The sequence below is a fragment of the Streptobacillus ratti genome, from assembly GCF_001891165.1.
GTDB classification, from domain to species: Bacteria; Fusobacteriota; Fusobacteriia; order Fusobacteriales; family Leptotrichiaceae; genus Streptobacillus; species Streptobacillus ratti.
In genome coordinates, this window is the sequence record NZ_LKKW01000003.1 from 1 (window position 1) to 20,125 (window position 20,125).

Genomic DNA, 20,125 nt, shown 5'->3' on the forward strand with positions numbered 1-20,125 from the left:
TTTTTAGAGAATTTAGATATAATGGGAATATAGATGATTTTAAGACAGAATTAAAATCTAAAATTGCTAAAAACCCAAAGGATATAGATTCATTAAAAAAACTTGCAGGTGTATATCATGCGTATTTAGAAAATGATAAGGCGATTGAGTTATAGGGAGGATAGTAAGTATTATTTAAGGAGAGTATTTAGGAGTATAGAGGAGTTAAAAAGAGGAGTAAAGAAGTATTGTAGTAGATATAATAATATAAGGAGAAAAGTACTAAACTTTAAGAGTCCGAATGAGGTAGTAAGAGAGTATCAAAATAGTTTAACAAATTAATAAAAATGTAAAAAAGGTGACTAAGTGGTTAATTACACACTTATACAGAAACTTTTTAAATATTTTGTTACATATGTTTGACAACTAAACATTGGAATTTAGGAAATATCTTGCTATAGCTAGAAATTTTGAAAAAAATGTGATAAAATAGTATGATAGGAAAATAATGGAGGAAAGAATGGAAAGTAAAATATTTGGGTATGTTTCTAAGGAACTTAATATAGGGTTAAAACAAATTGAAGAAACTATTAAACTATATGATGAGGGAGCAACTATCCCCTTTATATCAAGATATAGAAAAGAAGTTACAGGCAATTTAGATGAAGAACAAATTAGACTTGTAGTAGAAAAAATAACATATTACAGAAACTTAGAGAAAAGAAAAGAAGAAGTAATAAGACTTATTGATGAGCAAGGAGCATTAACTCCAGAATTAGAAAAATCTATCAATGAAGCCATGGTATTACAAAGAGTAGAAGACTTATATATGCCATATAAGAAAAAGAAAAAAACTAAGGCTGATATAGCTATAGAAAATGGATTAGAACCTTTATCTATTTTTGCAAAAGATGAAAAAGTTACTATGGAAGCTTTAAGAGAAGAAGCTAATAAATATATTAACGATAATGTTTTAAGTGTTGAAGAAGCATTAGAGGGGATACATTTAATATATGCTCAAAAAATATCAGAAGAAATTACTAATAGAGAATATTTAAGAAACTTATTAGCTCAAAAATCTTTAGTTGTTTCTAAACTTATAGAAAAGAATAAGGAACTTGATGAAAAACAAGTTTACAAAGATTACTATAACTTCCAAGAACCATATTCTAAAATAGTTACTCACAGAATACTTGCTATTAATCGTGGAGAAAATGAGAAAATTTTAAAAGTTAATTTAGAAATAGATGAAGTTACAAGAGAAGAATTGGTAAATAGAATATATCATATGAATTTTGAGAATAATAATATAAAATCTTTTTTCATAGATGTAGTAAATGATTCTATAGATAGATTAATGTATCCGTCAATAGAAAATGAATTAAGAAACATCTTAACAGAAAAAGCAGAATTAGAGGCTATAGAAAATTTTGCAACTAATTTAGAAAAACTATTATTACAACCACCTTTGAATAAGAAAACTATACTAGGGCTTGACCCAGGTTATAGAACGGGAGCAAAACTAGCAATTATTGATAAAGATGGTTTCTTTAAAGAAAGTGATGTAGTTTATTTAGTTAAAGATGTTCATAGTGAAAAACAACTTGAAACAGCAAAAAGTAAGATACTTAAATACTTGAGTAAATATGATGTTGACATAGTTGCTATAGGTAATGGAACAGCAAGTCGTGAAACAGAAAGTTTTGTGGCATCATTACTTAAAGAATACAAGGAAAAGAAAGTATCATATATTATAGTTAATGAGGCAGGAGCATCAGTTTATTCAGCATCTAAAGTTGCTGCTGAAGAATTTCCAGAACTTGATGTAACTGTAAGAGGAACTATATCAATTTCAAGAAGACTACAAGATCCACTAGCTGAGCTTGTAAAAATAGATCCTAAATCTATAGGTGTAGGAATGTATCAACATGATGTAAACCAAAAGAAATTAAATGAAGAACTTGAACAAACTATAGAAAAAATAGTTAATAGGGTTGGAGTAAATATTAATACTGCAAGTGCAGAGCTTTTAGGATTTGTATCAGGTATTAAGAAAAACATTGCTAAGAATATAGTTGAATATAGAAAAGAAAATGGAGATTTCAAAAATAGAAAAGATATTTTAAAGGTAAAAGGTCTTGGAGCAAAAGCTTTTGAACAATTAGCAGGTTTCGTTGTTATACCTAATGGAGAAAATCCTTTAGATAATACAATAATTCACCCTGAATCATATCATATAGCTGAAGAAATTTTATCTAATTCAGAAACTAATGTAAATGAATTAAAATCAGATTTAGAGTTAGTAAGAGAAAAACTTAAATTGGTAAATTTACAAAAAATAATTGAAAAAACAGGACTTGATAAGACAACTAAAGATGTTTATGAAGCATTGATTAAAGATAGACGTGATCCAAGAGATGATTTTGATAAACCACTTTTAAGAGAAGATATTTTATCTATAGAAGATTTAAAAGCTGGAATGGAACTTGAGGGTACTGTTAGAAATGTTACAAAATTTGGAGCATTTGTTGATATAGGGTTAAAAAATGATGCAATGATACATATATCAGAACTTTCAAATTCATTTATTGATGACCCAACTAAGGTATTATCTATAGGTCAAATAATTAAAGTTAGAGTACTTGATATAGACATGCAAAGAGGAAGAGTTGCCTTAACAAGAAAAGATGCTAATTATGTTAAACCTAATAAAAAGAAAAAAACTAAGATTGATAAAGAAGAAATACAAAGAAAAAAATTAGAACAACAACTGATAAATAAAGGCTGGAAAATAAAAAAATAGGAGGAAAATATGTCAGAAGAAAATAAAGTAGATTATGCAGGGACGCTTAATTTACCTAAAACAAGCTTTAAAATGAAAGCAAATCTCTCACAAAAAGAACCTTTAACTATAAGGGATTGGGAAAAAAATAAAATATATGAAAAATCTTTAGATAATGAAAAACCTACTTTTTTCTTGCATGATGGACCACCATATGCAAATGGAAATTTACATATAGGTCATGCGATAAATAAAGTGCTTAAGGATATAATATTAAAGTATAAAAGAATGCAAGGATTTAATGCACCATATATACCAGGGTGGGACACACATGGTCTGCCTATAGAATGGAAAATGATACAAGATTTAGGTGAAAAAGCTAAAGAAATGTCGCCATTAGAATTAAGAAATGCGTGTAAAAAATATGCTTTAAAATCTGTAGAGATGCAAAAAAAAGACTTTGTTAGATTAGGAATTTTAGGAGATTGGAATAATCCATATATAACATTAAATAAAGAGTTTGAGGCAGAAGAATTAAGAGTATTTAGAGATATATATGAAAATGGTTATGTATATAAAGGGTTAAAACCAGTTTATTGGTCGCCAACTACAGAAACTGCACTTGCAGAGGCAGAAATAGAATATAAAGATGTGGAATCAGATTCAATATATGTTAAGATGAACTTAACTAGTGAATCTAATGAAAAATTAGGTGTAGAAAATGCTTCTATGGTAATATGGACAACTACTCCATGGACTATACCAGCAAATTTAGCTATATCTTTAAATTCAGAGTTTGTATATGGAGTATATAAAACAGAAAAAGGTAATTTAATATTAAGTAAAACTTTAGCTGATAGAGCATTTAATGAAATGGGTCTAAGCTTTGAATTAATAAAAGAAATTTCAGGTAAAGATTTTGAAAGATTAACATATAAGCACCCTCTATATGATAGAGTGTCTATGTTAATTTTAGGAGATCATGTTACAGAAGATGCAGGAACTGGTTGTGTTCATACTGCTCCTGGTCATGGGGTTGATGACTATAATGTATCATTAAAATATGATATAGGGATATTATCACCAGTAGATAATAAAGGTCATATGACAAGTGAAGCACATGGATATGAGGGACTTTTCTATAAAAAAGCAAATGGAAATATAATAACTGACCTTGAAAATAACGGGCATTTATTAGGACATAAAAAAATAGTGCATTCTTATCCTCATGATTGGAGAAGTAAAAAACCTGTAATATTTAGAGCTACAGAACAATGGTTTATAAAAGTAGATGGTGAAGTTAGAGAAAATACTTTAGAAAAATTAGAAGAAGTTGAATTTGTTCCAGCATGGGGAAGAAATAGAATTACATCTATGATAGAAAATAGACCAGATTGGACTATATCAAGACAAAGAGTTTGGGGAGTTCCTATTCCAATTTTCTATAATGCAAAAACTAATGAGGTAATCTATGAATCAGAAATAATGGCTAGAGTAATAGATTTAGTAGAAAAAGAGGGAACTGATATTTGGTGGAAATATTCTGCTGAAGAAATAATAGGAGAAGAATTATTATTTAAACATAATTTAAAAGGTGTAGAATTAAGAAAAGAACAATCAATACTTGATGTATGGTTTGATTCAGGAGTTAGTCATAGAGCAGTTCTAAGACCTAGAGGATATAATATTAGACCTGTAGATCTTTACCTTGAGGGTTCTGATCAACATAGAGGTTGGTTCCAATCATCATTACTTACATCAGTAGCATCTACATTTGACTCACCTTACAAGAAATTATTAACTCATGGATTTGTTATGGATGGACAAGGTAGAAAAATGTCTAAATCATTAGGAAATACAATAACTCCTAAAGATATTATAGATGTACATGGTGCAGATATATTAAGACTTTGGGTTTCAAGTGTTGATTATAGAGAAGATGTTAGAATTTCTGATAATATAATACAACAAATGGCAGATTCATATAGAAAAATAAGAAATACTTCAAGATACTTATTAGGTAATATAAATGATTTTGATAGAAATAATAGAGTAGCTTATGAGGATATGTTAGAAATAGATAAATGGGCTATGCACAAATTAGAGGAATTAAAAGAAAAAGTTACTAAACATTATGAAAATTATGAGTTTTATTCACTATTCCAAGAAATACTTTATTTCTGTTCTGTTGAGATGTCATCATTCTATCTTGATATAATAAAAGATAGACTTTACTGTGAATATAAGGATTCATTAGAAAGAAGATCTGCACAAACGGTATTAGTAGATATTTTAGATGTTTTAGTAAGAATAATATCACCAGTATTATCATTTACAGCAGAAGAAATTTGGGAAAGACTTGATTATGAAGGTAAAGAAGAAAGTGTACATTTAGCTTCATGGATACAGCCTAAACCAGAACATATAAATGAAGAACTTGCTAATAAATGGCAAATATTAGGTGAACTTAGAAAAGAAGTTAATAAGAAGATAGAAAAAGAAAGACAAAATGGTTCTATAGGATTATCTCTTGATGCAAGAGTTTTAATTAAAGTAACTAATGATAAATATGAATTTATTAAAGAATACTCTAGTTGGGACATTTCAGATATATTCCTTGTATCACAAGTTGAATTTACAAATACTGAAGAATTAGAAAGTACTGATTTAGAAGGGTTTGAAGTTAAAGTTGTAAAAGCTTTAGGTAAGAAATGTGAAAGATGTTGGAAATATTCTGAAGAAGTTGGACAAGATTTAGAATATCCAGATGTTACATTAAGAGATGCTAAAGTATTAAAAATGTTGAAAGGACAATAATATGCAATACATATTTCTAATATTAATATATATGGTATTAGTATTTATTGATCAGTTTACTAAGCATTTAATGTATGTTATTTCTAATGCTCAAATTGGTTATTCTATACCTGTTTTAGGAGATTTTTTTAAGCTTACATATATAGAAAATCATGGTGGTGTGTTTGGAACTTTTCAGGGTCATATTATTGTATTCACAATAATTAGTACCCTCCTTATAACATACATCATATATACAGAATGGGAAAATTTTTTAAAAGCCGATTTAATAAGAAAAATTGCAATAATATTTATTGCTTCAGGTGCAACTGGTAATATGATAGATAGGTTCTTTAGAGGATATGTTATAGACATGATAGACTTTAGAGGGATTTGGCAATTCATATTTAATGTTGCAGATGTATACATACATATAGGTATATATATTCTTATCATTATGTACCTACTAAAAAAAGAAAAATAAGTATGAAGAAAGGGAAAAACTATGTATTTTCAAGATATAATACTAACACTTCAAAAATATTGGAGTGAACAGGGTTGTATAATAAGTAATCCATATGATGTTGAAACGGGTGCGGGAACTTTTAATCCAGATACATTTTTAATGTCTTTAGGGCCTGAGCCATGGAATGTTGCTTATGTTGAACCATCAAGAAGACCTAAAGATGGAAGATATGGTCAAAATCCAAATAGAGTATATCAACATCATCAATTTCAAGTGATAATGAAACCATCACCTGATAATATACAAGAATTTTATCTTAAGAGTTTAGAAGCTTTAGGGATAGATGTTAAAAATCATGATATTAGATTTGTTGAGGATAACTGGGAATCTCCAACTCTTGGAGCATGGGGTCTTGGTTGGGAAGTGTGGTTAGATGGAATGGAAATTACACAGTTTACATACTTTCAACAAGTAGGAGGAATAGAAGTTGATATAACTCCATCTGAAATTACTTATGGACTTGAAAGAATAGCCCTATACTTACAAAACAAAGAAAATGTTTATGATTTAGAATGGTCTAAAGGTGTAAAATATGGTGAAAGAAGATTTCAATATGAATATGAAATGAGTAAATATAGCTTTGAAGTTAGTGATAATAATATGAATTTCACTTTATTTGATATGTATGAAAAAGAAGCAAATAACTGTATTAATCATAAATTAGTACTTCCAGCATATGATTATGTTCTTAAATGTTCTCATACATTTAATAATTTAGATGCAAGAGGAGCTATATCAACTACAGAAAGAATGTCATATATTTTAAGAGTTAGAGATTTAGCTAAAAAATGTGCTGAAATATTTGTTAAAACTCGTGAAGATTTAGGTCATCCACTTTTAAAAAAAGGGGGTAATAAATAATGAGATTTTTATTTGAAATTGGTGTTGAAGAACTACCATCAAGACAAGTTGATAAAGCTTGCACAGACCTATTAGAAATATTTAAAAAAGAATTAACTGAAGCTAGAATAGAATTTAATGGAGAAAAGAAATATAATTCACCAAGAAGAATAGCTATATATTTTGAAAATATATCAGAAATGCAAAAAGATCTTTATGAGAAAAAAACAGGTCCATCTACTTCTGTTGCATATAAAGATGGAATGTTGACTAAATCAGCATTAGGATTTTTAAATTCTCAGAATTTAACTGAATCTGATTTAAAAATTGAAAAAACAGATAAAGGAGAATATATCTATATTGAAAGAAATATTAAGGGAATAGAGAGCTTTAAAGTTTTACCTAAACTTATGGAAAAAGCAATTAAATCACTTGATTTTGATAAAACTATGAAATGGAGTGATAAATCATTTAGGTTTGCAAGACCTATTAAATGGATAGTTGCAACTTTAGATGATAAAGTAATTGATTTTACTTTTGAGGGTATTAAAGCAAATAATATTTCAAGAGGTATGAGATTATTTGGTTCTCAAGAAGTTTTAATTTCTGATAGTAGCAAATATGAAGAAACTTTATTAAATGAGTATGTGGTAGTAGATGCGTTAAAAAGACGTGAAATGATACTTGAGAGTATTAAAAATAACTGTGAAAAAGATGGAGATAAAGTAATAGTAAATAAATATTTACTTGATGAAGTAGTAAACCTTATTGAATATCCTTATGCAATTTGTGGAGAATTTAATAAAGATTATTTAAAGTTACCAGAGGATATCATAACTATAACAATGGAAACACATCAAAGATATTTCCCAGTTAAGAATTTTGAGGGTAAATTAACTAATAAATTTGTATTAATTAGAAATGCACCTGAATATTCAGAATTAGTTAAAAAAGGAAATGAGAAAGTTATAGAACCAAGACTTGCTGATGCTAAATTTTTCTTTGATGAAGATTTAAAGATAAATCTTAATGATAATGTAGAAAAACTTAAAAATGTTACTTTCCAAAAAGATATGGGAACTATATTTGAAAAAATGGAAAGAAGCCAAAAAATTGCTAAATATTTAATAGAAAAATTAAATTTAGGAAATAGTGAAAACATTTTAAAAACTATATATCTATCTAAAGCTGATTTAGTAAGTAATGTAATTAATGAAAAAGAATTTACTAAATTACAAGGATTTATGGGTTCTATATATGCTGAAAAACAAGGAGAAAAACCAGAAGTTTCTAAGGGTATATTTGAACATTATTTACCAAGATTTCAAGGAGATATATTACCAGAAACTATAGAGGGAACTATAGCATCTATATCTGATAAATTAGATACTTTAGTAGGAGCATTTTCTGTTAATTTAATTCCTACAAGCTCAAAAGATCCTTATGCACTTAGACGTGCAACTAATGGAATTCTTTTAACTGCATTTAATAAAAATCTTAATATTGATTATTTAGATTTAATTAATAAGGCATTTGAAATATTTAGTGAAGATAAGAAAGTATTAAATGAGAAAGCAAAAGAAAATATATTAGATTTTGTTAAACAAAGACTTGAAGCAATACTTGCTACAGATTTTTCTAAAAATTTAATTTCTTATCAGATTAATAATGTTACATCTATTATGGATATTAAGAATAGATTAATTAAACTTGCAGAATTTGAAAAAAGTGAGAATTTTGAAATATTAATTAATTTAATTAAAAGACTTAAAAATATTTCAAAAGAAGTTAATAAAGATGTAGATGTAGATTTATTTGAAAATGAAGAAGAAAAAGAATTATATAATCTTTCACAAAGTTTAAGTGGAGATTTTAAAGATATAGATATGTTAATTGATAAGAAAGATATAATTAACAAATTCTTTGAAAAAGTAATAATAAATGTTAAAGATGAAGTTATTAAAAATAATAGAATAGCTTTAATTAATGAAGTTTTAACTAAGGTTAATAAGTTAATATATGTTTAATATGAGGAGGAGAAATGAAAAAATTGATTTTATTAATATCTTTAATTGGAGTAGTTTCTACTCCAATTGAACTAAAAAGAGAAATTAATGTATTTGAAGATGAAGAAATAGTAAAAAGATATATAGAACATTTAGAAGATATTGATATTAATGACTATTTACCATATATAAATGCGACTGATTTAATTTCTGAAGTATATCGACCCAATAACAATGTTATAAACCCTGTTAGTGATAGAAATGTCATAGATAGTCCTTTTAAAGTAATTCAAACATTTGATTTTGATGTTAAGAATTTAAAAAATATTATTAAAAAAGAATTATCTACTGAATTATCAGATAAAATTGATAAAAGCATATTGGAATTATCAAAATATACAAGTATTGAAGCCCTATTTTTAGATGGAAATAATGATTTGAATAAATTAAATAACTTGAAAAAAGATTTAGTTGATTTTGCAAATGAGAAATTAAAAATATATGGTGATTTATCAAAAGGTGAGTATATAAATAATGAAAAAAATGCAGAAGTATATAATAATGTTATTGAGTTAGAATTAGAATAGGGAGGTTATTGTGGATAATAGATTTGTTGATTTAAATGAGATGTTAGAAGATTGTGAAATAAGTAATGAAATAAACTCTTTAAGACCACAGTTATTTAAAGATTACATAGGTCAAGAAGATTTAAAAGAAACACTTAGTATATCTATAAAAGCAGCTAAGATTAGGCAAGAGGCACTAGACCATATATTACTATTTGGTCCACCAGGACTTGGTAAAACAACTATGGCAACGGTTATTGCAAATGAAATGGGTACTAATATTAAAATAACATCAGGACCTGTACTTGAAAAAGCAGGAGATTTAGTATCTATACTTACTACCCTAGAAGAGGGAGATGTCCTATTTATAGATGAAATACATAGATTAAGTACTAATATTGAAGAAATACTTTATTCTGCAATGGAAGATTTTAAAGTAGATATTATGTTAGGTAAAGGTCATGGTGCTACAAGTTATAGGGTAGAATTAAAAAGATTTACATTAATAGGTGCAACTACTATGGCAGGTAAGCTTTCTAAACCTTTTAAAGATAGATTTGGAATACAACATAGAATGAATTTCTATACTACAGAAGAACTTATGAAGATAATTTCAAGATCTGCAAATATTTTAGGTGTAGAATGTAGAGAAAATTCATTAAGAGATATAGCACTTAGAAGTAGAGGGACTCCAAGACTTGCAAATAGAGTATTAAAAAGGTCAAGAGATTACGCTACTGTAAATAGTAATGGAGTTATTAATGATGAAATAATGAAAGAGGTTATCAGAATATTAAAAGTAGATGATAGAGGACTAGATGAAATGGATAGAAATTTATTAAAATCTATAATAATTAATTATTCTGGTGGACCTGTAGGAGTTGAAACACTTGCTACTCATTTAGGAGAAGATAGAAAAACTATAGAAGAAGTTTATGAACCATATTTAATACAATTAGGATTACTAAAAATTAGTTTAAGAGGTAGAGAAGTTACAGATTTAGCTTACACTCATATGGGACTTGAAAAGAGGTAATATGTTGACAGTTATAGCTGATAAAATTATTGATGATATAGCTCAGATTACTGAAACAACTGAGATTAACCATATTAAAAATGTTTTTAGATTAAAAGAAAATGATGAAGTTAGGGTTATAGATTTTGAATATGAGTATAAAGGAATAATTAAAGAGATTAATAAGAAAAATATATTAATTAGTATTTCTGATAAAAAAGAGGATATTTATTCTCTCCCACTTAATTTAGATTTAGCTATAGGATTATTAAAAAATGAAAAAATGAAATTATTAATACAGAAATTAACGGAGTTAGGTATTAGAAATATTATTCCATTAAAAACTGAAAGAGTAGTAGTAAAAATTAATGAAAAGAAAGAAAAATGGGATTTAGTAGTTAGAGAAAGCATGAAACAATGTAGGGCTATTAAAAAAACTAATGTAGAAATACTTAATGAAATTAAAAGGATAAAATATGGAAATTATGATAAAATAATATATGCGTATGAAAGTAGTGAGTCATCACTTAATTTAAAAGAAATAGTTAAAAAAGAAGATAATAATATTTTATTAATCATAGGGCCTGAGGGTGGATTTACTCAAGATGAAGTAAAATATTTAAAATCTATAGGAGCAATAGAAATTAGTTTAGGAAAAAGAATATTAAGAGCAGAAACAGCAGCAATAGTTCTTGCTGGAAGTATAATAAATATAAAAGAATAAAAGGAAGGTAAAAATGAAAAAGAAATTAACAATACTTTTAACATTATTAACAATAGTTTCTTGTGGAACTAAAACAAGTGCAGAAATAGAGGGAAATAAAATAGTTAGAGTGGATAATTCATATTATCTACATTATGATGATACAGTGATTAAATTAACAGAAGATACATACATTACTAAAGATAAAAAAGTTTCAGACTATTTTAAAGGGTCTTTATTTAGTAATGAAGAAGATGATTTCTTAGTAGACTTAAAAAAATATTTTCCACATGGATTTAATGGTATAGAAAAAGGTGAAGCACCAAAAGAATTTACAGAAATTCCTTTAATGTCATTAGGGGATAAGAAAATTATAGATGCTATAGCATTATCTTTAGATTTATCAAGTAAAAGTCCAGAATTATTAATTGCTAAAGATGAAACTAAAGATGAAGAAAAAATAGAAGAAGTTAAAAAAGAAATAGATTTAAAAGGTAAAAAAGTTGCAATATTAAATGCAAATGGTATAGATGGATATGCAAAAAGATTAGGAGAGAGTTTAAAAACAACTTTAGGTATAGAATTTTTATCAGAAAATTATGGTAAATCTGAAAAATTAAGCTATATAGTTAATCATAAATTAACTCAAGAAGAATTAGATAAATTAATTAATACTGTAAATATTAAATTTATTAAAGTTCAAAATAATCCTAATTTAAAACCTGAACAAGATGCAGTATTAATTACAGGTAATGATGCAAATGTTAAATACAGTGTTGAAGTACTTTCTAAAAGTGGATTAAAAGATATAGAAAATATGCTTAAAGAATACACAGTAACTACAAAAACTGAAACTAAGTATAATAATGAAGATATTAAAGATGAAACTATAATAATGTATAATCCAGAAGATGTATTTATAGCTAAAAAAATATTAAGATTATTACCTAATGCAATATTAAAAGAAGATGCTAGTTTAAGTAATAAATTAATAATAACAACTAAATAAGGAGAGTTATGGAAGAAATAGTAAAAGTAATAGTAGATGTAATAGAAGATAAAAAGGGAATGGATATAAAAGTATATGATTTAAAAGGTAAATCACCATTTTTTGACTATTCTATACTATGCAGTGGTTCTTCAACTAGAAATGTTGATGCCATAGTACAAGAATTAAAAAAATCTATGCCTATGGTTAAAGGAATAGAGGGTCAAGAGGAATCAAATTGGGTATTAATAGATGGTGGAGATGTAATAGTTAGTGTATTTACTAAAGATGCAAGAGAATACTATAAATTAGATGAATTTTATGAAAGCGTTTAATAACTATGAGAATATTAGATATAGAAGATAAGAGTAAAAGAGTATCATCTTTTCTATTTATAGTATCTCTAATATTTTTGGGATTAGTTCTAAGATTATATAATCTACAAATTACTAATAGAGAACTTTATCAAAATAGGGCTTCAAGAAATAGTTTAAGAGCTAACACTATTAAGCCTGCAAGAGGCAAAATTTATGATAAATATGGAGAATTATTAGTAAGTAATACTACTGGTTATCATCTCATACATAAAGAAAGTAATAATATATCTAATAACGAATTAGAAATTTTAACAAAGGTATTTAAAGAAACTGATGTTGAAAGAGAGAAGATATTTTCAGCATTAAGTAAAAAAACTCGTGAAAAATTAGAAGAGATATATTTTGATACATTAGATATGATGAAATTAACTAATATGGAATATGAGGATATTATTAATAAGTTCTATAAGGTATTACCATCTGGGTTTGATAAAGTAATTATAGTTGATGAAGATTTAGATCCAAAAAGTGCTTTAATTGGAGTAGAAAAAATTACTAATCCACGTATTGATATTTTAGAATATGACAAGAGATATTATCATAAGCGTGAAGTTGCTTCTCATGTTATAGGGAATGTTAAACTCATAAGTGAAAAAGAATATGAGGAATTAAAAGATAAAGGTTTTGAAAAAGATGATCTTGTAGGTAAAGATGGAATTGAAAAGACATATAATGTGGAGTTAAAAGGGAAATCTGGTAAAGAGTTTGTTGAAGTAGATGCAAGAGGAAATGTTTTAAATAAACTTGATGAAGAAAAAGCTATAGCAGGTAAAAATATATATCTTTCTATAGAATATGAATTACAAAAATATATGACAGAAAAATTTAGAGGTAAAATTGGTACCTTTATAGCTATAGATGTTAAAACAGGTAAAATATTAACATATGTAAGTTATCCTGAAATAGATTTAAATATTTTAAGTTCAAGAATAAGTAAAAATGATTGGGAGAAACTTTTAAATTCTAGTAAAAAACCTTTATTAAATAGAGGTATAGCAGGTCTATTCCCACCTGGTTCTACGGCTAAGGTAGTTAGTGGTCTAGCTATACTTGAAAATGGGATATCGCCAGAGGAAACTATGTATTCAACTGGGGAGTTCACTTTTGGTAAGGTTAAATTTAGGGATTCTAATAGAAAAGGACATGGAACTACAAATTTTTTCAAAGCTATAGCTGAATCTGTAAATACATATTTTTATCAAAATATTTTAAGAATAAATAGAGATGAATATTTTAAAATAGCAAAGGACTTTGGAATAGGAGAACCTACTGAGATAGATCTTCCAGGAGAGATATCAGGTGTTCTTCCAACTCCTGAATGGAAAAGAAAAAGATTTAAAACAGCAATAGATAGAAAATGGTTACCTGGAGATTTAATTAATATGTCTATAGGTCAAGGATATATGCTTATGACACCATTACAAGTATTAATGATGTATCAAGCTATAGCAAATGATGGAGTTATGATTAAACCAACTTTTATAGAATATTTTGAAAATTCAGACGGTATAAGGGAAAGAAAGAAAATAGAAGTATTAAGAAAATTAAATATTAAAGATGAGAATATAAAGAATATACAAAAAGCTCTGAAAATGACTGTTACTGATGGTACGGCTAAAGTATTAAAAAATCTTCCTACATCAGTTTCAGCAAAAACAGGAACTGCACAAAATAGGAAGGAATCAAAACACCATTCATGGATGGCAGGATATTTCCCTAGTGATAAACCTGAAATAGCCTTTGTTGCATTAGTTGAAGAGGGTGGATATGGTGCAGTTGAAGCAGGTGGAAGAGTACATGAGTTTATTTCTAAATATTATGAATTAAAAGGAGAAAATTAATGAAAGAATATTTTGTTAATCTCTTAAAACTATCTAACATAGATATATGTGAAGATAAAATTGATAAATTAGTAATGTATCTTGATTTACTTATAGAAAAGAATAAAGTAATGAATTTAACGGCTATAAGAGATAGTAAAGATATGATAGAAAAACATTTTATAGATGCTTTACTACTTACTAAAATAATAAGAAATGAAGAAAAAAATTTAATAGATTTAGGAACAGGTGCTGGATTTCCTGGTCTTGTTCTTGCTATATATTATCCTGATAAAAAATTCTTACTAGTTGATTCAGTTAAGAAAAAAGTTGCATTTTTAGATGAGGTAATAGAAAAACTGCAATTAGAAAATGTTAAAACTAGTAGTGAAAGAGCAGAAGAGATAATAAAAAAATATAGGGAAAAATTTGATGTAGCCTTATGTAGAGGTGTTGCAAATTTAAGAATAATACTTGAGTATATGATACCTTTTATTAAAATTGGTGGAAGATTTTTACCTCAAAAACTTAATTTAAATGAGGTAGAAGAGGCAAGTAATGCGTTAAATTTATTACATTCAAGCATTGAAAATGTAAATAAGTTTAATCTTCCAATAAGTAATGATGAAAGAATAATACTTGAAATTAAAAAGAATAAAAAAACAAACTTAGAATATCCAAGAGCAACAGGAATTCCAAGTAAAAAACCATTATAACAAAGGAGGTTTGAATATGAAAATAGTAAAAAGAAGTTTATTTATTATACTTCCCCTTTCCTTTATAATCTCAGGGGCTAAAGTATATATAGGTTCTAATGCTTTTAAATCTCATTTAAAGATATTATTAAATAATGTTTTTGAAATAAAAGTGGATTATTCAGACCTTAAATTACATGGTTTATCAAATTTAGAAATTAAAGATTTAAGGTTAAGAACTCAAGACGGGACAGAAGTAATTACTGCAGATTTAGCTAAGGCAAAAATAAATCTATTTACACCTACTAGAATATCTTATGTTGAATTAATAAAGGGTAAGGTATTATTTGAAAGAAGTTTAGATGGAATAAATTTAAGAAAAATACTACCTAATAGTTCTTCTGATACAACAGATTATAGGAGATTATCATTTATAAATAAGGTTAGTTTTAAAGATATTTCATTAAAATATATAGATAAATCCTATAACACTGTAATAGAAAAAGATTTTAAAGATGTAAATGGGTATTTAATAAGTATTCTTCAATCTAGTCTTGATTTAGTAGCAAATGCAAAAACTGATAATAATGAAAAATTAGAAATTAATATTAAATTTGATACAAATCAAGCAAAAAATTTCTTAGACCTATTTTCTATAAAACAATATGATGAATATAACAAAGAGAAAATGGGATTTAAATTTGATTTTAATAATGTTACTTTAACAAAGGAACTATTTCAGTATGTACCAATTAGTAATATGGTTTCAGCATATAGTGGTAAGGTTAATGGTAAATTAGAAATAAAAGAAGATGATAATGAAAATTTTGAATTTTATGGTAATTTAGATATTAATAATTCTGATATATGGTATAGGGAATATAAAGGGATAGTAAAAAATGTAAATGCTAATGTTAAATTTAATAAATATGATATAGATTTAAATGGAAAAGGTAAAGTAGATAACGGTAATATAGATTTAGGTATTAAATTTAATACTGATGATAGTAAACTATATCTTAAAACAAATATAAATAATGTAGATTATTCTACATTAAGAAAATATTCATTGATTGAAAAAATGAATATAGACGGAAAATCTGATAAGGTAAATGTAGATATAGGTTTAGGATTAAAAATAACAGATGATGATTTTGATATAGAAGAATTTAATGGTAGTGTTAAAACTAAATATTTAAATGTATTTGATAGCGATATTAATAATTTTAACCTATATTTTAAATTAAAAGAAAAAAATGTAATTAATATTAAGACAAATAATATATCTGTTAATAAAAATGTTAATGAAAACTTAAATATTAATGGATTAGTAAATGCAAGTTTTGATTTAAATGTTAAAAATATTTCTGGAAAAGGTAAATTTACTATAGATAATAAAAGTAAATTTATTAATTTAAATAGAATTAATGGAGATGTTGAGGTAAAAGAAAATAAAGATGTATTAGTTAATTTTAATGAGAAAAAAATATTTGGTAATATTAAATATCTTAATGAAAAACAAGAAGCTAAATTTACGATTAAAGGTAGACAACCTATTAATATAAAATACATGGGAAATGATTTAAATATTAAATCTAGTATTAATAATTTAACTTATTCATTTAGTAAAAATGATTTTGTAACTGGAACGGCAGATATATATGCTAAATCTAATGATGGTAAATATTTTAATGATGTTAATGCAAAATTAAATATTAATCAGGGTAGATATAATGTTAATGTTGATGCAAAAACTAATGATGGTAATATAAGTATTAATGGACATAGTTCTAAAAAAATGGAACATTCATATACTTTAGTAGCAAAAGATTTTGACATGGTAAAATATTTGAAAAAAATAGGTATTAAAAACTTAGATGATGTTGAGGGCAGTAAAGAAAGCTTTACAGTAAATGTTTTAGCTCAAAATATTGAAGATAAGGTAAAATTATCTTTAGATTTAAGTAATCCTGTAAATATTAAATTTAAGAATAAAAAATTAGGAATTAAACCTAAATTAAAAGATGTGATATATAACTTTAAAAACGGAACTATTGAATCTGGAGATATGAATCTTGGAGTTATAGGTGATGGAAGCATATTTGATAATATTACCGCTGGTGTAAACGTTAATAATGGTAATTTAGATGTAAATTCAGTAGTTAGCATTAAAGATGGTAAGTTAAATATCAAAGGTAATGTTAGTAAAGATTTAATACATTCATATGATATTAGTGGAGAAAAAATAGATATTTTTGAAATAGGTAAATCATTTGGATATATAGATAAAGAAATAAAAGATAGCATGAAACTTGATTTTAGTACTAAGGTTAGTGGTAATATAGATGATATTAAGGGAGATATACATATTAGTAGTCCTTATGGTGGATATGTTGCAGAATATGAAAATCTTGTACTAGATGGTAAGATAAATAATTTAAAAGAATTTGATATGGATCTTAATTTATCTGTTGATGAATTATGGCTTAAATATCAAAGATTTGTTGATGTAAAATCAAAGGTGAAAATTAAAAAAGAAGATATATATATAGAAGAATTTGGTAATGATAAGCTTAAGCTTAAAGCTAAATATAATTTGAAAAGTAGAAATGTTAGTTTAGAATCTAATTTAAATGCGTATAATATTTATTCTACTTTTGGACCAGATTTAGATTTAATAGTAAATAATATGAATTTTAATGTTTATGGAAATTTAGATAATTTAAATGGGAATATATCTATTGATGAATCTCCTGTAATGTTAAATAAAAAGAAAATATCTGATTTTGTTATGAATGGTAATATAGTTAATAATAAAATTAACTTAGATAAGATGAAAATTAGAGATAATAATGTAAGTGGATATTTTGATATTAAAGATAAAAGTTATGATATAAATATAGCTCTTAAGGAAAATAATATAGAAGAATTAGTTGCTATTAATAATTTAAAACTTAATGTTAATTCTAATTTAAACATTAAGGGTAACTTAGATAAAACAGATATTACAGGTAATTTAGATATAGAAAATTTAAGCTATAAACAATATAGAATACCAAAGGTGTTTTTAAATATCGAACATAAAAATACTAATATTTTCGATATTACTAAAACAGGAATACTGAATATTAATAATTTTGAAATTAAAGATAGTGATAATAAAGAAGTATTTAAATTTAGTGATAGTTTTGATTTAGCTAATTTAGATATAGACTATAATATAAAAAATAAAGAAATAGATTTAGAAAAGATAAGTTTATTAAATCCAGAAACATATAAAGGGAAATTAATACTTGATTTAATACTTAGACATAATAAAGAAGAAACTTTAGCATCATTAAATGTTAAAAGTGATGAACTATTATTAAATAGATTAAAAGTAACAGATGTATATTTTGATGTACAGGGAAATGACAAAGTTATGAATATTTCTGGAGCATACCTAGAATATGAAAATAATCCGTTTTTACTAGATGGTTATGTAAGTTATACACTTGATGACTATAATTTCAATCTATTAGCTAATGATTTTAACTTAAAATTCTTAGAAATTAGTGATAAAATTAAACAGTCTAGTGGTATAGCTAACCTTAACCTATATCTAAAGAAAAACCTAGTTCAAGGTAAGATTAATATGAATAACTTTTCACTTGAAACAGTTGATGATATAGCTAATTTAAATAAAATTAATGCTGACATAGATCTTAAAAATAAGACTATTAGTATTAAGGATTTAAGTGGTAATGCAAATGGAGGTAATTTTAGTATATTAGGTAAATTCGATCTTCCTGAAATAGCTGATGACTTTTTAAAATCTAAAAAGATTAAGACAGGTGCTATAGAAGTTGATACTAAAATAGATAATGTAAATATTAAATATGCAGGAAATAATTTAAGAATTACTAGTGATGTTAAAATTGAAAATAATAAAATATTTGGTAATGTAATATTAAATAGTGGAAATATAGTTAATATTTCTCCATTCTTAAAATTAAATAATAACAATAACAGTTCTAAGAATAAATTAACTAATGTTAATGACTACTTTACAGAACTTAAAAATCAAATTATTAAAAATATAGTAAATCAACATATTTTAGATGTATCTTTTGAAACTGAAAAAGATATTAACATTAATATTCCGTCAGTAGTTGGATTAGTTAAAGATATTAAGGGAGATACATTTGGTAATGCAAGGGTAATTTTTGATAGTTCTAATTTATCAATATATTCTGATTTAAGTGTTAATAAAGGAGAATTTGATTTAAATGGACATGTATTTAGAGTAGAGGAAGCTACAGTTAAGTTTATGGGTAATCTTGATCCTATTATAGAATTTAAAGCAAATACTAATGTAGCTGGAGATGTAATAAGGATAAAAATGATAGGCTCACTAAATAATAGGTCAATAGAATTAAGTTCTGAACAAGGTAAGAATATGAATGAAATTTTAGGGATTATAGCACTTAATGAAGAGGGAGGCTTGTTAGATGTAGATAATATTAAAACTACAAATATTGTAGGTAAAGCCCTATCATCAGCATTAAATAACTTGTTATTCTCAACATTTACTAATAAGGTTAGTTCGACTTTAGGTATAAATGACTTTAAAATTAAAGCGAATTTTGATTCTAAAAACAATTTAGAATTTAAGGATATTATAAATAACACCACAACAACTTTCTATATTAACAATAAATTCTTTAATTTAAATAGTCTTTATTGGAATGCAGAGCTTACAGTTCCATTTGATTTAAAAATAGATAGAATAAGAAACGAACTTAAGTATAATTTATGGTTAAACTATTTCTTGAAAAAAGGAATATCAGCTACTGCAGGTATAAAAAGCCCTATAGATATTACAAACAATAAGACTAGAACTGCAACATTTTATACAGGGTTACAATATGATAATAGGTATGGAAGTTTTGTAGAAATCATTGATGATCTTTCAACTTTATTCAAAAAGAAAAAGGTTCTTAAAAATGGTGAAAAAAAGGAAGAAGAAGTTGATGCAAATAGTAATAAGTAG

At 25.7% G+C, this 20,125-nt stretch carries 13 protein-coding genes; all 13 read left to right on the plus strand.

The features are described 5' to 3' along the window. Window positions 1–499 precede the first annotated feature (499 nt). From BT993_RS00980 to BT993_RS01040, 13 genes are read left to right on the plus strand one after another with little or no spacing between them, the layout of a single operon-like run. A complete protein-coding gene (locus BT993_RS00980) occupies window positions 500–2,782 on the plus strand; it encodes a Tex family protein (protein ID WP_072592815.1) in 2,283 nt (760 codons plus the stop codon). A 9-nt stretch (window positions 2,783–2,791) separates the two neighbouring features. After that, complete coding sequence (gene ileS / locus BT993_RS00985) at window positions 2,792–5,578, plus strand: isoleucine--tRNA ligase (protein WP_072592816.1); 2,787 nt, start codon at window positions 2,792–2,794, stop codon at window positions 5,576–5,578. Window position 5,579: 1 nt separating this feature from the next. Next, complete coding sequence (gene lspA / locus BT993_RS00990) at window positions 5,580–6,041, plus strand: signal peptidase II (protein WP_072592817.1); 462 nt, start codon at window positions 5,580–5,582, stop codon at window positions 6,039–6,041. Window positions 6,042–6,062: 21 nt separating this feature from the next. Then, window positions 6,063–6,944, plus strand: coding sequence for a glycine--tRNA ligase subunit alpha (gene glyQ / locus BT993_RS00995; RefSeq protein ID WP_072592818.1), 882 nt, complete (start codon window positions 6,063–6,065; stop codon window positions 6,942–6,944). Continuing rightward, window positions 6,944–8,950 carry a glycine--tRNA ligase subunit beta gene (glyS, locus tag BT993_RS01000; RefSeq protein WP_072592819.1) on the plus strand — a complete coding sequence of 669 codons (2,007 nt, stop codon included), beginning with the start codon at window positions 6,944–6,946 and terminating at the stop codon, window positions 8,948–8,950. Before glyQ ends, glyS begins: the two co-directional genes overlap by 1 nt. Before the next feature lie 14 nt (window positions 8,951–8,964). Then, a complete protein-coding gene (locus tag BT993_RS01005; RefSeq protein ID WP_072592820.1) occupies window positions 8,965–9,516 on the plus strand; it encodes a hypothetical protein in 552 nt (183 codons plus the stop codon). A 40-nt stretch (window positions 9,517–9,556) separates the two neighbouring features. After that, window positions 9,557–10,531, plus strand: a complete 975-nt coding sequence (gene ruvB, locus BT993_RS01010) for a Holliday junction branch migration DNA helicase RuvB (RefSeq protein ID WP_072592854.1) — start codon at window positions 9,557–9,559, stop codon at window positions 10,529–10,531. Window position 10,532: 1 nt separating this feature from the next. After that, the gene (locus BT993_RS01015; RefSeq protein ID WP_072592821.1) at window positions 10,533–11,234 is read left to right on the plus strand and encodes an RsmE family RNA methyltransferase; all 702 of its coding nucleotides are present in this window, start codon (window positions 10,533–10,535) and stop codon (window positions 11,232–11,234) included. A gap of 13 nt (window positions 11,235–11,247) precedes the next feature. Continuing rightward, on the plus strand, window positions 11,248–12,222 hold the full coding sequence (locus BT993_RS01020) for a hypothetical protein (RefSeq protein ID WP_072592822.1): 975 nt from the start codon (window positions 11,248–11,250) through the stop codon (window positions 12,220–12,222). A gap of 8 nt (window positions 12,223–12,230) precedes the next feature. After that, complete coding sequence (gene rsfS / locus BT993_RS01025) at window positions 12,231–12,536, plus strand: ribosome silencing factor (RefSeq protein WP_072592823.1); 306 nt, start codon at window positions 12,231–12,233, stop codon at window positions 12,534–12,536. Between the two features lie 5 nt (window positions 12,537–12,541). Further along, a complete protein-coding gene (mrdA, locus tag BT993_RS01030) occupies window positions 12,542–14,419 on the plus strand; it encodes a penicillin-binding protein 2 (protein WP_072592824.1) in 1,878 nt (625 codons plus the stop codon). Next, entirely contained in the window at window positions 14,419–15,114 is a 696-nt protein-coding gene (rsmG, locus tag BT993_RS01035; RefSeq protein ID WP_072592825.1) for a 16S rRNA (guanine(527)-N(7))-methyltransferase RsmG, read from the plus strand. Before mrdA ends, rsmG begins: the two co-directional genes overlap by 1 nt. A gap of 16 nt (window positions 15,115–15,130) precedes the next feature. Beyond that, window positions 15,131–20,125 carry a translocation/assembly module TamB domain-containing protein gene (locus BT993_RS01040; RefSeq protein ID WP_072592826.1) on the plus strand — a complete coding sequence of 1,665 codons (4,995 nt, stop codon included), beginning with the start codon at window positions 15,131–15,133 and terminating at the stop codon, window positions 20,123–20,125.

Excerpts from the sequence above, each read along its gene's own strand:
- glyQ (WP_072592818.1), top strand. The coding sequence starts at position 6,063 with ATGTATTTTCAAGATATAATACTAACACTTCAAAAATATTGGAGTGAA.
- BT993_RS00980 (WP_072592815.1), top strand. The coding sequence starts at position 500 with ATGGAAAGTAAAATATTTGGGTATGTTTCTAAGGAACTTAATATAGGG.
- lspA (WP_072592817.1), top strand. The coding sequence starts at position 5,580 with ATGCAATACATATTTCTAATATTAATATATATGGTATTAGTATTTATT.
- glyS (WP_072592819.1), top strand. The coding sequence starts at position 6,944 with ATGAGATTTTTATTTGAAATTGGTGTTGAAGAACTACCATCAAGACAA.
- BT993_RS01020 (WP_072592822.1), top strand. The coding sequence starts at position 11,248 with ATGAAAAAGAAATTAACAATACTTTTAACATTATTAACAATAGTTTCT.
- BT993_RS01005 (WP_072592820.1), top strand. The coding sequence starts at position 8,965 with ATGAAAAAATTGATTTTATTAATATCTTTAATTGGAGTAGTTTCTACT.
- BT993_RS01040 (WP_072592826.1), top strand. The coding sequence starts at position 15,131 with ATGAAAATAGTAAAAAGAAGTTTATTTATTATACTTCCCCTTTCCTTT.
- ileS (WP_072592816.1), top strand. The coding sequence starts at position 2,792 with ATGTCAGAAGAAAATAAAGTAGATTATGCAGGGACGCTTAATTTACCT.
- rsfS (WP_072592823.1), top strand. The coding sequence starts at position 12,231 with ATGGAAGAAATAGTAAAAGTAATAGTAGATGTAATAGAAGATAAAAAG.
- ruvB (WP_072592854.1), top strand. The coding sequence starts at position 9,557 with ATGTTAGAAGATTGTGAAATAAGTAATGAAATAAACTCTTTAAGACCA.
- rsmG (WP_072592825.1), top strand. The coding sequence starts at position 14,419 with ATGAAAGAATATTTTGTTAATCTCTTAAAACTATCTAACATAGATATA.
- BT993_RS01015 (WP_072592821.1), top strand. The coding sequence starts at position 10,533 with ATGTTGACAGTTATAGCTGATAAAATTATTGATGATATAGCTCAGATT.
- mrdA (WP_072592824.1), top strand. The coding sequence starts at position 12,542 with ATGAGAATATTAGATATAGAAGATAAGAGTAAAAGAGTATCATCTTTT.